The organism is Pseudomonas sp. BF-RE-22 (genome assembly GCF_019956155.1).
Lineage (GTDB): Bacteria > Pseudomonadota > Gammaproteobacteria > Pseudomonadales > Pseudomonadaceae > Aquipseudomonas > Aquipseudomonas migulae.
This window is the reverse complement of the sequence record NZ_JAHBDD010000066.1, coordinates 199990-213607: the sequence shown is the minus strand read 5'-3', so window position 1 is coordinate 213607 and position 13618 is coordinate 199990. Positions and strand designations below refer to the sequence as shown.

The following is a 13618-nucleotide window of genomic DNA, read 5'->3' as shown; positions in this document are numbered from 1 at the left end:
TGTTTTCAGTGAAAAAGCGCTTAAAAACTTGTTTCAAGCGCTTTCAGGTCTGTAACAGGAAGGTTACCGGGCCATCATTGACCAGGTGCACCTGCATATCCGCGCCGAATCTACCTGATGCCACTGTGCCATGCACCTGTTTCGCTTTCTCTAATAGATAGTCGAAAAGCTCCTCGCCCAGCGCCGGAGGGGCAGCGGTTGAAAAACTCGGGCGCAACCCGTTTTTGGTGTCGGCGGCCAGGGTGAACTGAGAGACCAGCAGCAACCCGCCCCCGACATCCGCCAGGGACAGATTCATCTTGCCCTCGGCGTCACTGAACACACGATAGTTAAGCAGCTTATGCAGAAGTTTGTCGGCACTGGCCCGAGTGTCCTCGGGCTCGACCGCCACCAGTACCAGCAAACCCTGATCGACGGCACCGACCACCTCCCCCGCTACCTCGACGCGCGCGCCACGCACGCGCTGCAACAGGCCCTTCATGCTTCTGCTGGGGACAGGTCGAGCAGGCGCCGGGCCATCTGATCGGCGGCGCGCACCAAGGCATCGGTAATGCCGGGTTCGGAGGCGGCATGCCCGGCATCACGGATGACCTGCAGTTCACTGTTCGGCCAGTTCTGATGCAGTTCCCAGGCGTTATCCAGCGGGCAAATCACGTCGTAGCGACCGTGAACGATCACACCCGGCAGATGGGCGATCTTGCCCATGTCGCGGATCAACTGATTCGGCTCAAGGAACGCATTGTTGGTGAAGTAGTGACATTCGATGCGCGCGATGGACAACGCCCGTTGCGGCTCGGAGAAACGATCGACCACCAGCGGGTTCGGACGCAAGGTCGCGGTCCGCCCTTCCCAGGTGGACCAGGCTTTGGCCGCGTGCATCTGGGCGATCTGATCGTTGCCGGTCAGGCGCTTGTGGAAAGCGCCGAGCAAGTCTTCGCGCTCATCCAGCGGGATCGGCGCAATGTAGTCTTGCCAGTAATCAGGGAACAGACGACTGGCGCCCGCCTGATAGAACCACTCGATTTCCTGCGGACGGCAGAGAAAAATCCCGCGCAGGATCAGACCGTGCACACGCTCCGGATGGGTTTGCGCGTAGGCCAGCGCCAGGGTCGAGCCCCATGAGCCGCCGAACAGCACCCATTTATCGATGCCCAGATGCTGGCGAATCCGCTCAAGGTCGGCGACCAGATCCCAGGTGGTGTTGTTTTCCAGGCTGGCGTGGGGCGTGGATCGACCACAACCGCGCTGGTCGAAGGTGACAATGCGATACAGGTTCGGATCAAAAAAGCAGCGACTCTGTGCATCACACCCGGCACCGGGGCCGCCGTGGATGAACACCACCGGCAAACCTTCCGGTGAACCGCTTTCGTCTACATACAGGGTGTGGGTTTCATCGACAGCCAGATCGTGCCGGGCGTGGGGTTTGATCTGCGGGTACAAAGTCTGCATTGCGCGCTCCGTAAGGGGTCGAGGTCATCCCTGGGGGGACTTCTATTATTCTGCCGTTGGGCATCATAAACCCGATTTACGTCAATGAGCATGTCCATGCAGAGTCAGAGTTTTGCCACCCGTTTTTTTGCCAAATAGCCGAGCAGCGTTTCGTAGAGCGCATCGACCTCCGCGACCTGACCCCGCGCCCGCAGACAGCCATGAACCAGCCCTTCCCCGTAATAAAGCGTCGCGGCCACGCCCGCAGCGTTCAGGCGCTCGGCGTACAGCACGCCATCATCGCGGAGCGGGTCGAACTGCGCCACCGCGATCAATGCCGGCGGCAATCCGCGCAGATCCCCGGCGAGCAACGGCATGGCATAGGTGCCAGGCGTTTGAGTACCGCACAAATACAAGGCGTGATAACAATCCACGTCACTGCTGCTGAGCAGAGGCGCGTCACTGCATTCACTGCGTGAAGGCAAACGGTGATCGCCACCGAGGCCGGGATAGATCAGGACTTGCGCCGCCGGCAGTGGTTCACCCGCATCGCGCAGTGCCAGGCACAGCGCGGCGGCGAGATTGCCACCGGCGCTGTCGCCGGCCACCAGCGTACGTGCGGGGTCCAGCTGAAACGGCCCGGAGCGCAGCGCTCGCCAGACCTTCAGGCAGTCATCGAACGCCGCTGGAAATGGATGTTCCGGCGCCAGACGATAATCGACCGCGATCACCAACACGCCGAGCGTCGACGCCAGCTCGGCGCAGATGAAGTCGTGGGAATCCAGATCCCCCACCACCCAACCGCCGCCGTGCAGATACACAATGCACGGGCTACCGTCGGTCGAAGGCAAAGCTGCGGGCTGATAGGACCGAATCGGTACACCGGCCAATACAAAATCCACTACGTATAGCCCGGCGGGACGCGGCGGGGTGAACGCCCGGCACATCTCGCTGTAGGCCTGGCGCAGTCCGGCGAGGCTGGTGTCGGTGGCGTTGAAGCTGACGGTTTTCTCGACGAATGCCGTCATTTGGTCAGAAAGGGGATAAGTTTCCATGGACCTGCCGCCGAGGATTTGTGACGAGTGGATAACCCTGTGGGAGCGAGCCTGCTCGCGATGGCAGTGGGTCAATCAGCATTAATTTTGACTGACCCACCGCCATCGCGAGCAGGCTCGCTCCCACAGGGGTTTTGCGTTACGGTCAGTTTTTCAGGCTGGCCTGAACGGTGGCAACACCATCCTTGCCATCAAAACTGCTGACACCGGCCAACCAGCGCTGCAGGTCTTGCGGATGATCACGCAGCCACTGCTTGGCCACGTCCTGTGGCGTCTTGCGCTCCATGATCGGCACCATCAGCTGACTTTCCTGAGCAGCGGTGAAGGTCAGGTTCTCCAGCAAGCGGTTCACGTTCGGGCAACGCTCGGCGTAGTCCGGGGACGTCACGGTGGAGACCGTCGCCGCGCCTTCGTTCGGCCCGTAAACATCTTCGCTGCCGGTCAGGTAGGCGATTTTCATATTGATGTTCATCGGGTGCGGAGTCCAGCCGACGAACACCACGAACTCCTTGCGATTCACCGCCCGTTGCACAGCGGCAAGCATGCCAGCCTCACCGGACTCGATCAGTTTGAAATCCTTCAAGCCGAACTGATTGGACTCGATCATGGTTTTGATCGTGGTGTTGGCGCCACTGCCCGGCTCGATGCCGTAGATTTTGCCACCGAGCTTGTCTTTGAATTTGGCGATATCGGAAAAGGTTTTCAGCCCCGCCTCGGCCACGTATTCCGGCACGGCGAGGGTTGCCTGGGCGTCGGCCAGGCTCGGTTTTTCCAGGACCTTCACTTGATTGGCGGCCAGGAACGGCGCGATGTTCTTGTCCATCGCCGGTTTCCAGTAACCGAGGAAGATGTCCAGGCGCTTGTCGCGGATGCCGGCGAAGATGATTTGCTGCACGGCGCTGGTTTGCTTGCTTTCGTAACCAAGGCCGTTGAGCAGCACGTCGGCCATGCCGCTGGTGGCGATGACGTCGGTCCAGTTGACCACGCCCATGCGCACGGCTTTGCAGGAAGCGTCGTCACTGGCCAGGACAGAGGTGCTCAGAAGAGCGGTACCGCAGAGGATTGAGAGACAGCAGGTCAACAGTCTTTTCATTGGGAATGATCTCGTGCGGCAGAATTATTATGGGTCCGGTGTCTTGATGCACCGTGTCCAGAACATTACGCAGCGTCGAGAGGGCAAAAGCGAACTGTGGCGACTGTGTTTTGCACGGTGGCGACAGCCCGAAAAGATCGCAGCCTGCGGCAGCTCCTACAAAATCGGGTTTTCACGCGATCAACGTAGGAGCTGCCGCAGGCTGCGATCTTTTGATATTAGGCTTTATAGCGCTGCTGCCCCCACGTCAGCAGCCCTTGCAGCAACTCCTTGAGCACCACTTGCGTCGGCTCTGCCAGGTCCGGGCGATATCGGAACGGCTCGAACTCTTCCATGTACGTGCACTGGCCCAACTCCAGTTGCACGGCGTGGATGTTTTGCGCCGGATTGCCATAGTGCCGGGTGATGTGGCCGCCCTTGAAGCGCCCGTTCAGCACATGGCTGTAATCGGTGTGCCTGGCGCAGATCGCTTCCAGTTGAGTCGCCAACTGTGGATCGCAACTGGCGCCGTTGAACGTGCCGAGGTTGAAGTCCGGCAGCTTTCCGTCGAACAGGTGCGGGATGATCGAGCGGATCGAGTGCGCATCAAACAGCAATGCATAGCCGAATTCGGCTTTCATACGAGCCAGCTCGTTCTGCAACGTGCTGTGATACGGCGTCCAGACCTGCTCCAGATACGTCGCACGCTCAGCCGCCGACGGTTCCATGCCTTCACGAAACAACGGAATGCCATCGAACAGCGTCGCCGGGTACAGACCGGTGGTGGCGCCGACGTACAACGGTTTGTCGTCAGACGGTCGGTTCAGGTCGATGACGAAGCGCGAGTACTCGGCAGCCAGGGTGCTGGCGCCCAGCTCGGCAGCGAATTCGTAGAGTTTCGGGATGTGCCAGTCAGTGTCCGGCAAGCTTTTCGCGTCGGGGATCAACCCGGCTTCAACCGCCGGGGTCAGGCGCACGCCGGCGTGGGGCATGCTGATCAGCAGCGGCACGCGGCCTTGTTTGAAGTTCAGAACCTTATCCACAACTGCTCTCCTAAACGCTTGTTTCGACGCCGTGACGCACGACGCGTTTTTCCAGGTCACCGCCCAGCCAGTACGACAGGTCGGCGGGACGATCGATTTGCCAGGCAACGAAATCCGCAACCTTGCCGACTTCCAGCGAGCCGTGCGTCTCGGCCATGCCCAGCGCGGTGGCGGCATGGATCGTCGCACCGGCCAGGGCTTCTTCCGGGGTCATGCGGAAACAGGTGCAAGCCATGTTCAGCATCAAGCGCAGCGACAGCGCCGGCGAAGTGCCGGGGTTAAGGTCGCTGGCGATGGCGATTTTCACCCCGTGTTTACGCAACGCATCCATTGGCGGCAGTTGGGTTTCGCGCAGGAAGTAGAACGCGCCGGGCAACAACACGGCGACCGTGCCGGACGCGGCCATGGCGATGGCGTCTTCTTCGGTCATGAATTCCAGGTGATCGGCGGACAGAGCGTGATAACGCGCCGCCAGGCTCGAACCGTGCAACGACGACAGTTGCTCGGCATGCAGCTTCACCGGCAAGCCCAGTTTTTGCGCTGTGACGAACACGCGCTCGACCTGTGCCGGCGAAAACGCCAGGTATTCGCAAAACGCGTCCACCGCATCCACCAGCCCTTCGGCGGCCAGGGCCGGGAGCATCTCGGCGCAGATGTGATCGATGTAGTCGTCGGCGCGATCCTTGTATTCCGGCGGCAAGGCGTGGGCTGCCAGGCAGGTGCTGCGCACGCTGATCGGCAGTTCCGCCCCGAGACGGCGGGCCACGCGCAGCATCTTGCGTTCGTTGGCCAGGTCGAGACCGTAGCCGGATTTGATTTCGATGCTGGTCACGCCATCGCGCATCAAACTCTTCAACCGCTTGGCGGCGCTGGCGAACAACTCGTCTTCACTGGCCGCCCGCGTGGCGCGCACGGTGCTGGCGATGCCGCCGCCGGCCGCGGCGATTTCCGCATAGCTGACGCCTTGCAGACGCTGTTCGAATTCACCGCTGCGGTTACCGCCAAACACCGTGTGGGTGTGGCAGTCGATCAGGCCCGGCGTAACCCAGGCCCCGTTCAAATCGTTGACGGCCGGGTATTCACCCGCCGGCAGTTCAGCACGTGGGCCGATCCACTCAATGTGCGCACCGGACGTCACGATGGCCGCGTCCTCGATGATCGAGTAGACGCCTTGCGCCATGGTTGCGACGTGGCAGTGTTGCCAGAGAGTTTTCATCCCGTAATCTCCACAATGTTCAAAATCGGTTCGCGGGCAAGCCTCGCTCCTACAATGTAGGAGCGAGGCTTGCCCGCGAAGAGGCCATCACAGACTAGGCAACAACTTCGCCGATACCAGTTCATTCAGGCAACGCGTCGCCAACAACTCGCTAGCCGCATTGATGTCCGGCGCAAAGAAACGGTCCTTCTCATAGAACGGCACTTCTTTACGCAGAATCGCCCGAGCCTTTTCCAGTTTCGGCGAGGTCTTCAGACCGTCGCGCAGGTCCAGGCCTTGAGCGGCGGCCAGCCATTCCACCGCAAGGATGCCACGGGTGTTCTCGGCCATTTCCCACAGACGCTTGCCGGCAGCCGGAGCCATCGACACGTGGTCTTCCTGGTTGGCGGAGGTCGGCAGGCTGTCCACCGAATGCGGATGGGACAACGCCTTGTTCTCGCTGGCGAGTGCCGCAGCGGTCACCTGGGCGATCATGAAACCGGAGTTCACGCCGCCATTGGCCACCAGGAACGGCGGCAGTTGCGACATGTGCTTGTCCATCATCAGCGAGATGCGGCGTTCGCTCAGCGAGCCGATTTCAGCGATGGCCAGGGCCATGTTGTCGGCGGCCATCGCGACAGGTTCGGCGTGGAAGTTACCGCCAGAGATCACGTCACCTTCAGCAGCGAACACCAGCGGGTTATCCGAAACGGCGTTGGCTTCGACGGCGAGCACTTCGGCAGCCTGACGGAACTGGGTCAGGCAGGCGCCCATGACTTGCGGCTGGCAGCGCAGGGAGTACGGGTCCTGGACCTTTTCGCAGTTCTCGTGCGAATCGGACACTTCACTGCGCTCGCCCAGCAGGTCGCGGTAAGCGGCAGCGGCGTCGATCTGGCCTTTCTGGCCACGGGCAGCGTGGATACGGGCGTCGAACGGCGAGCGCGAACCCAGCACCGCTTCGACGGTCAGGCCGCCCAGCGCCAGGGCGCCCGCGAACAGATCCTCACCTTCGAACAGACCGCGCAATGCGTAAGCGGTGGACACCTGAGTACCGTTGAGCAGCGCCAGGCCTTCTTTCGCGGCCAGGGTCAGCGGGGTCAGACCGGCGACTTTCAGCGCTTCGGTCGCTTCCATCCACTCGCCTTTGTAACGAGCCTTGCCTTCACCCAGCAGCACCAGCGACATGTGGGCCAATGGCGCCAGGTCGCCGGAGGCACCGACCGAACCTTTCAATGGAATGTGCGGGTAAACCTCGGCGTTGATCAGGGCGATCAGCGCGTCGATGACCACACGACGAATACCCGAGAAACCACGGCTCAGGCTGTTGACCTTGAGCACCATGACCAGACGCACCAACGCGTCGCTGATCGGCTCGCCGACGCCGGCAGCGTGGGACAGCACCAGCGAGCGCTGCAGGTTTTCGAGGTCTTCGCTGGCGATGCGGGTCGAGGCCAGCAGGCCGAAACCGGTGTTGATGCCGTAAGCGGTACGGTTCTCGGCGAGGATCTGTTCCACGCAGGCAACGCTGGCTTCGATCTGGGCAGCAGCGCTGTTATCGAGGGTGATTTTGACCGGTTGCTGATAGACATCACGCAGTTGGGCAAGGCTCAGTTGGCCGGGGATCAGGTTTAGTGCAGTCATTTTGTGCTCCTTTTGAGAGTTTTTATTCTTCATAAACGAAGAAGACTCACCAGACGCTCCGGAGATATCCGTTGTCCGTCGCGACTCGCTTTTTGGGAGCCGCGCCTTGGCACGTTGGTGTTGTGTGGAAATCAGTTCAGATTCGGTAAAGCCTTGTGCAGCAAATTCGAGTCTTTCAATACGCCGGCAGCGGCGGCGATGTCCGGCGCCAGCCAGCGATCCTGGTCGTAGGCCGGAACACGCTCACGCAGCAGACGCCACGCCGCATCGGTGCCGGCGCCGAAGCGTTGCTCTTTGAGGAATTCAAAAGCCTGGGCCGCCAGCAGGTACTCGATGGCGAGGATCTGCGTACAGTTTTCCAGCGCGCGATGCAGCTTCAGCGCGGCGTTGGTGCCCATGCTCAGGTGGTCTTCCTGCAAGCCGGAAGTGACGTAGTTGTCGAGCACCGCCGGTTGCGCCAACTGGCGGTTTTCCGCACACAGCGAAGCGGCGACGTATTGCACGATCATCATCCCGGAGTTCACCCCCGGATTGGCCACCAGGAACGCCGGCAGACCGCTGACGTGCGGGTTGATCAAACGGTCCAGACGTCGTTCGGCGATGGAGCCGATTTCGGCCATGGCGATGGCCAGCAAATCAGCTGCCAACGCGACCGACTGGCCATGCGGGTTTGCTTGGGACATGACGCGGAAGTTGTCCGGTGTGCCCAGCAGCAACGGGTTGTCGGTGCAGCCGTTAAGCTCGGTTTCGATCTGTTGAATCGCGTGGGCCAGTTGATCCCGTGCGGCGCCGTGGACTTGCGGGATCGACCGGATGCTCAGCGCATCCTGCGTACGAATGCCTTTGCTGCTGGCAATCACTTCACTGCCATCGAGCAGCGCCCGCAGGTTGATCCCTACCTGTTGCATGCCCGGATGCGGTTTGAGTGCGATGATCTCGGCGTCGAACGCAGCGATCTGACCACGCTGGGCTTCGAAGCTCATGGCACTGATCACGTCGGCCCACTGCAGCAGGCGCGTCGCATCGGCAATCGCCAGGCAGCTGAGGCCGCTCATGCACGGCGTACCGTTGACCAGGCACAGACCGTCCTTGGCACCGAGTTGAACCGGTTGCAGGCCTTCTTCAGCCAGCGCCTGTTGTGCGGAAACAATCTGCCCGCGATAGCTGACATTGCCGACACCCAGCAGTGCGATGCCGATGTGCGCCATGTGGGTCAGGTAACCGACCGAACCCTGGGACGGCACTTGCGGGGTGATGCCCCGATTGAGCAGCGCCAGCAAGGCTTCGACCACTTGCCGGTGAATGCCGGATTTGCCCTGGGAGTAGTTGCGGATCGCTGCACACATGATCGCGCGGGTCTGCTCGTCGGCCAGTGGTGCGCCGACGCCACAGGCGTGGCTGAGCAAGGTGTTGCGTGACAGTTGGCTGAGCTGTTCGTCTTTGAGCGAAACGTTGCACAGCGCGCCCAGGCCGGTGTTGACGCCATAGGCGCGTTCGCCGCTGGTGACGATGCGCTGGACGATCGCCTGGGCATTGTCGATGCGTGCCCAGGTCTGGGCCGACAGCTCGAGTTGTGCGCCGTGACGGGCTACCGCGACCACATCCTGCCAACGCAGCGGGGCATCGGCGATAACGATTTTTTCAGCCTGGGACATCATTAACCTCAACCGTACATCCTGAATATTGATGCAGCTTCACCGGCGCCTTCGCGGGCAAGCCTCGCTCCTACAGGTGTGGGAGCGAGCCTGCTCGCGATGGGGCCGGCACAAACGCCGCAAACCTTTAAACCACCGCCGCCCGCCGCTGTACGAACCGGTCGACATACTCATCCGCCGGCGAATGCAGGATCTCTCGCGGGGTGCCGACCTGAATCAGGCGGCCATCCTTGAGGATCGCGATGCGGTTGCCGATGCGTACGGCCTCGTCGAGGTCGTGGGTAATGAAGACGATGGTCTTGTGCAGGGTCTTTTGCAGCTCCAGCAACTGGTCCTGCATCTCGGCGCGAATCAGCGGATCGAGCGCACTGAAGGCTTCGTCCATCAGGATGATGTCGGTGTCCGCCGCCAACGCACGCGCCAGGCCCACACGCTGACGCATGCCGCCCGAGAGCTGATGCGGGTATTTGTTTTCGTAGCCCTTGAGGCCCACGGTGTTGATCCAGTGCAGCGCGCGTTCGGTGCACATCTGCTTGCTCTCGCCGCGCACTTTCAGGCCATAGGCGACGTTGTCCACCACGGTCTTGTGCGGCAACAGGCCGAAGCTCTGGAACACCATGCTGATCTTGCGACGACGAAATTCGCGCAGGGCTTCCATGTCGTATTGCAGGATGTCCACGCCATCCACCAGGATCGCGCCGCTGGTCGGGTCGATCAGGCGGTTGAAGTGGCGCACCAGGGTCGATTTGCCGGAACCGGACAGACCCATGATCACGAAGATCTCGCCGCTGCCGATGCTCAACGACAGGTCGTTCACACCGACCACGCAGCCGGTTTCGGCCAGCACCTGATCCTTGGTTTTGCCCTGGCCGATCATGCCCAGCGCTTCCTTGGAACGGTTGCCGAAAATCTTGAAGACGTTTTTGACTTCGATCTTGCTGATGGCTGCGTTGCTCATTTGCTCACCTCATGCCGTGCACGACCGTACGCCTGTGTAATGCGGTCGATCACCACTGCCAGAATCACGATCGCCAGACCGGCTTCAAGGCCGCGTCCGACGTTGAGGGTCTGAATCCCCACCAACACATCTTCACCCAGGCCACGGGCACCGATCATCGAGGCAATCACCACCATCGACAGGGCCATCATGGTGGTCTGGTTGATCCCGGCCATGATGCTCGGCAGGGCCAGCGGCAATTGCACGCCAAACAGTTGCTGCCAGCGGTTGGCACCGAAGGCGTTGATCGCTTCCATCACTTCACCGTCGACCTGGCGGATGCCCAGATCAGTCAGGCGGATCAGCGGCGGCGCGGCGTAGATCACGGTGGCGAAAATCGCCGGGACCTTGCCCAGGCCAAACAGCATCAGCACCGGGATCAGGTACACGAAGCTCGGCATGGTCTGCATGATGTCCAGCAACGGCATCAGCACCGAACGCAGGCGATTGCTGCGTGCCGAGAGAATGCCCAGCGGAATGCCGATCAACACCGAAATGACCGTCGCGACCATCATCAGCGCGAGGGTCTGCATCAGCTTGTCCCAGAGGCCGACCGCGCCCACCAGGAACAGCAAACCGACGATCACGGAGGTGGTCACGACCTTGCGGGTCGCGTGCCAGGCAACGCCCGCCACGATCGCCAGCATCAGCCACCAGGGCGCCGCACGCAGCAGCCCTTCAAGATTGACGATGGCCCACAACAGGGTGTCGGAGATGCTGCGGAACACATCGCCGTAGTTGGTGACCAGCGAATCGACCCAACCGTTGACCCAGTCGGCGATGGAAAAGGTAAAGCTTTCGGGAAACATAAGAGACTCTCAATCAAGGGGTTGCGATCAAGCATCCGACTGCCGCTGACGGCAGTCGGAGAAGCTCAACCTACAAGGCCGCGTCGATCTTTTTGGCTGCGTCTTCGCTCACCCATGCGTGCCAGACTTCAGGATGTTCCTTCAAGAAGATCTTGGCCAGTTTTGGCGACTCGATCCGCTCTTTGGCCATACGCCCGAGGTTCTGGTTCAGCAGGTCGATCGGCAGGTTGACCTTTTCCAGCACGGCCACCAGTTCCGGCGCTTGCTCGTGGAAGGTCTTGGACAGGCCAACCTTGATGGTCACGCGCTTGTCCACGCCCGGCTTCTCTTCGAGTTTCACCAGGTCAACCTGGCCCATCAGCGGCGTTGGCGACCAGTAGTAGAACAGGATCGGCTCGCCACGCTTGTAGCTCGACAGCACTGCGGCATCCAGTGCCGGGCCGGTGCCCGGACGGAAGTTGGTGTAGCTGCTTTCCAGGCCGTAGCTTTTCAGCATTTCGCTGTTGTCCAGCTCACAGGTCCAGCCCGCCGGGCAGTTGTAGAAACGGCCCTTGGCGGGTTCTTCGGCGTCCTTGAACACGGCGGCATACTTACCCAGGTCAGCAATGTTTTTCAGGTCCGGCGCCTTGGCTTCCAGTTTGCGCTTGGCGTCGCCCTCGATCACGTAGCGCGGCACGTACCAGCCTTCGACTGCGCCCACGACTGGCGCACCGACACCGACGACTTTGCCGGCCTTCTCGGCCTTGTTCCAGACTTCGCTGCGGCCGACCCACTCTTCGGCAAACACTTGAATGTCGTTGCTGCTCAGGGCGTTTTCCATGGTGATGGAGTTGCCCGGCAGGCTGTCGGTCTTGCAGTCGTAGCCCTTCTCCAGCACGACTTGCAGCACGTCGGTCAGGAGCATGGCGCTTTCCCAGTTCAGGCCGGCGAATTTCACCGGTTTGCCCGATTCGCACCAACCGGCTGCCTGAGTGGCGCCGGCGCTGGCCAGCAGGCCCATGGAAAGCAATGTGGTCAGCAGGGTCTTGTTCGATTTCATTGTTGTGACGCTCCTAATCATGAATTGGCTTACGGCAGTCAAGAGGCATCCAGCCCTGTCCACGTCCAATCAGGCCTGCGCCGCAGCGCGACCGACATTCAGCTTTTGTTCGGTAATAACGTCCCGCTCGACCGGCAGGATCAGTTGATCGGGCACTGTGCCGTGCCATTTTTTTGCACACACGTAATACAGGGCGGCGGGAACCACCAGGCCGATGATCCAGGAGATATCCACATCACCCAGAGCGGCCACCAGCGGACCTGTATAGAACTTGCTGGAGATGAACGGCAGCTGCACCAGCACACCGAAAACATAGACGCTGATACCCAGAACGTTCCAACGACCGTAACGACCGTTCGGATCGGACAGCGCCGGCACGTCATAGCGCTCGCGGGTGATGCAGTAGTAGTCCACCAGGTTGATCGCGCTCCATGGGGTAAAGAACGCCAGCAAGAACAGGATGAAGGACTTGAACGCACCGAGGAACGAGTGCTGGCCGAGCAACGCCATCAGGGTCGCCGCACCCACGATGACCAGCACAAACAGCAGACGCTGCAAGCGCGTTACTTTCAGGTCACCACGGAAACCGCTGATGATGGTCGCGATGCACATGAAGCTGCCGTAGGAGTTCAGCGTGGAGATGGTGACCTTGCCGAACGCGATGCTGAAGTACAGCAGCGCAGCGGTGGCACCGGTACCACCCAGACCCACGATGTAGGCCACTTCGTGACCGGCGAATTGCCCATTGGCCGAAGCGGCGGCAAACACGCCGAGGATCATCGCCACCTGCGCGCCAATGACCGAACCTGCACCCGCGGCGAAAAAGGTTTTCACCGAGGAAGTCTTGCTCGGCAAGTAGCGTGAATAGTCAGCCACGTAAGGACCAAAGGCGATCTGCCAGGACGCCGCGAGCGACACCGCCAGCAGGAAGCTGCTCCAGCTGAAGTGGCGGATTTGCAGGAGTGCGCCAACGTCAGTCTGGCTCATCAAACGGCTGAACAGGTAAACGAAGGCAATCACACCAATGACGCTGGCAATACGGCCAATCCAGTGGATCACCCGATACCCCAGCACCGTGACCAGCACGATGACACTGGCGAAGATGAGGATACCGACGGTGTCACTGACGCCAAACAACTGGCCCAGCGCCTGGCCGGACAGCACGGTACCCGTTGCGGTGAAGCCCAGGTACATCAGGCACACCAGCACGATCGGGATCGCCGCGCCATAAACGCCGAACTGCACACGGCTGGAGATCATCTGCGGCAGGCCAAGCTTGGGCCCTTGCGCAGCGTGCAGCGCCATCACCCCGCCGCCGAGCAGTTGACCGATCAACAGACCGATCAACGACCAGAACACGTCACCGCCCAGCACCACGGCCAGGGCCCCGGTGACAATCGCGGTGATTTGCAGGTTGGCACCCATCCACAGCGTGAACTGGCTGAACAGACGACCGTGTCTTTCCGCTTCCGGGATGTAGTCGATCGAACGTTTCTCGATCAACGGTTTGCTGCCTGCACGATCGTTGTTAACAGCCATGATTCAACCTCTGTGGATTGTTCTTCCGGGTTGGTGATCTCCTGTAGGAGCGAGCGGTGCGGCGATCCGACTTGCCCGCGAACCGCGGCGTGTCAGAAATGACGCCTTCGCGGGCAAGCCTCGCTCCTACAGGTATTGCGTTAGG

The 13618-nt window shown here is 61.0% G+C and carries 12 protein-coding genes; all 12 read right to left on the bottom strand.

Annotation, left to right across the window (positions count from 1 at the left end):
• Positions 1-43: 43 nt before the first annotated feature.
• A complete protein-coding gene (gene dtd, locus KGA82_RS25465) occupies positions 44-481 on the bottom strand; it encodes a D-aminoacyl-tRNA deacylase (RefSeq protein ID WP_008025248.1) in 438 nt (145 codons plus the stop codon).
• Positions 478-1449 carry a prolyl aminopeptidase gene (gene pip / locus KGA82_RS25460; protein ID WP_008025251.1) on the bottom strand — a complete coding sequence of 324 codons (972 nt, stop codon included), beginning with the start codon at positions 1447-1449 and terminating at the stop codon, positions 478-480. The genes dtd and pip overlap by 4 nt, the downstream gene beginning before the upstream one ends.
• 104 nt (positions 1450-1553) lie before the next feature.
• The gene (locus KGA82_RS25455) at positions 1554-2483 is read right to left on the bottom strand and encodes an alpha/beta hydrolase (protein ID WP_223452992.1); all 930 of its coding nucleotides are present in this window, start codon (positions 2481-2483) and stop codon (positions 1554-1556) included.
• Positions 2484-2628: 145 nt separating this feature from the next.
• The gene (locus KGA82_RS25450) at positions 2629-3576 is read right to left on the bottom strand and encodes a choline ABC transporter substrate-binding protein (protein WP_223452990.1); all 948 of its coding nucleotides are present in this window, start codon (positions 3574-3576) and stop codon (positions 2629-2631) included.
• 218 nt (positions 3577-3794) lie between these two features.
• The gene (hutG, locus tag KGA82_RS25445) at positions 3795-4598 is read right to left on the bottom strand and encodes an N-formylglutamate deformylase (protein ID WP_223452988.1); all 804 of its coding nucleotides are present in this window, start codon (positions 4596-4598) and stop codon (positions 3795-3797) included.
• Between the two features lie 10 nt (positions 4599-4608).
• Complete coding sequence (gene hutI, locus KGA82_RS25440; protein WP_223452985.1) at positions 4609-5814, bottom strand: imidazolonepropionase; 1206 nt, start codon at positions 5812-5814, stop codon at positions 4609-4611.
• Positions 5815-5901: 87 nt separating this feature from the next.
• A complete protein-coding gene (gene hutH / locus KGA82_RS25435; protein ID WP_223415491.1) occupies positions 5902-7434 on the bottom strand; it encodes a histidine ammonia-lyase in 1533 nt (510 codons plus the stop codon).
• Positions 7435-7565: 131 nt separating this feature from the next.
• On the bottom strand, positions 7566-9089 hold the full coding sequence (hutH, locus tag KGA82_RS25430) for a histidine ammonia-lyase (protein ID WP_223452982.1): 1524 nt from the start codon (positions 9087-9089) through the stop codon (positions 7566-7568).
• 127 nt (positions 9090-9216) lie between these two features.
• A complete protein-coding gene (locus KGA82_RS25425) occupies positions 9217-10047 on the bottom strand; it encodes a glycine betaine/L-proline ABC transporter ATP-binding protein (protein WP_008036590.1) in 831 nt (276 codons plus the stop codon).
• Positions 10044-10895, bottom strand: a complete 852-nt coding sequence (locus KGA82_RS25420) for an ABC transporter permease (RefSeq protein WP_008025264.1) — start codon at positions 10893-10895, stop codon at positions 10044-10046. Before KGA82_RS25420 ends, KGA82_RS25425 begins: the two co-directional genes overlap by 4 nt.
• Before the next feature lie 70 nt (positions 10896-10965).
• Positions 10966-11934, bottom strand: a complete 969-nt coding sequence (locus KGA82_RS25415) for an ABC transporter substrate-binding protein (RefSeq protein ID WP_008025265.1) — start codon at positions 11932-11934, stop codon at positions 10966-10968.
• Positions 11935-12003: 69 nt separating this feature from the next.
• The gene (locus tag KGA82_RS25410; protein WP_223452978.1) at positions 12004-13473 is read right to left on the bottom strand and encodes a purine-cytosine permease family protein; all 1470 of its coding nucleotides are present in this window, start codon (positions 13471-13473) and stop codon (positions 12004-12006) included.
• Positions 13474-13618 lie beyond the last annotated feature (145 nt).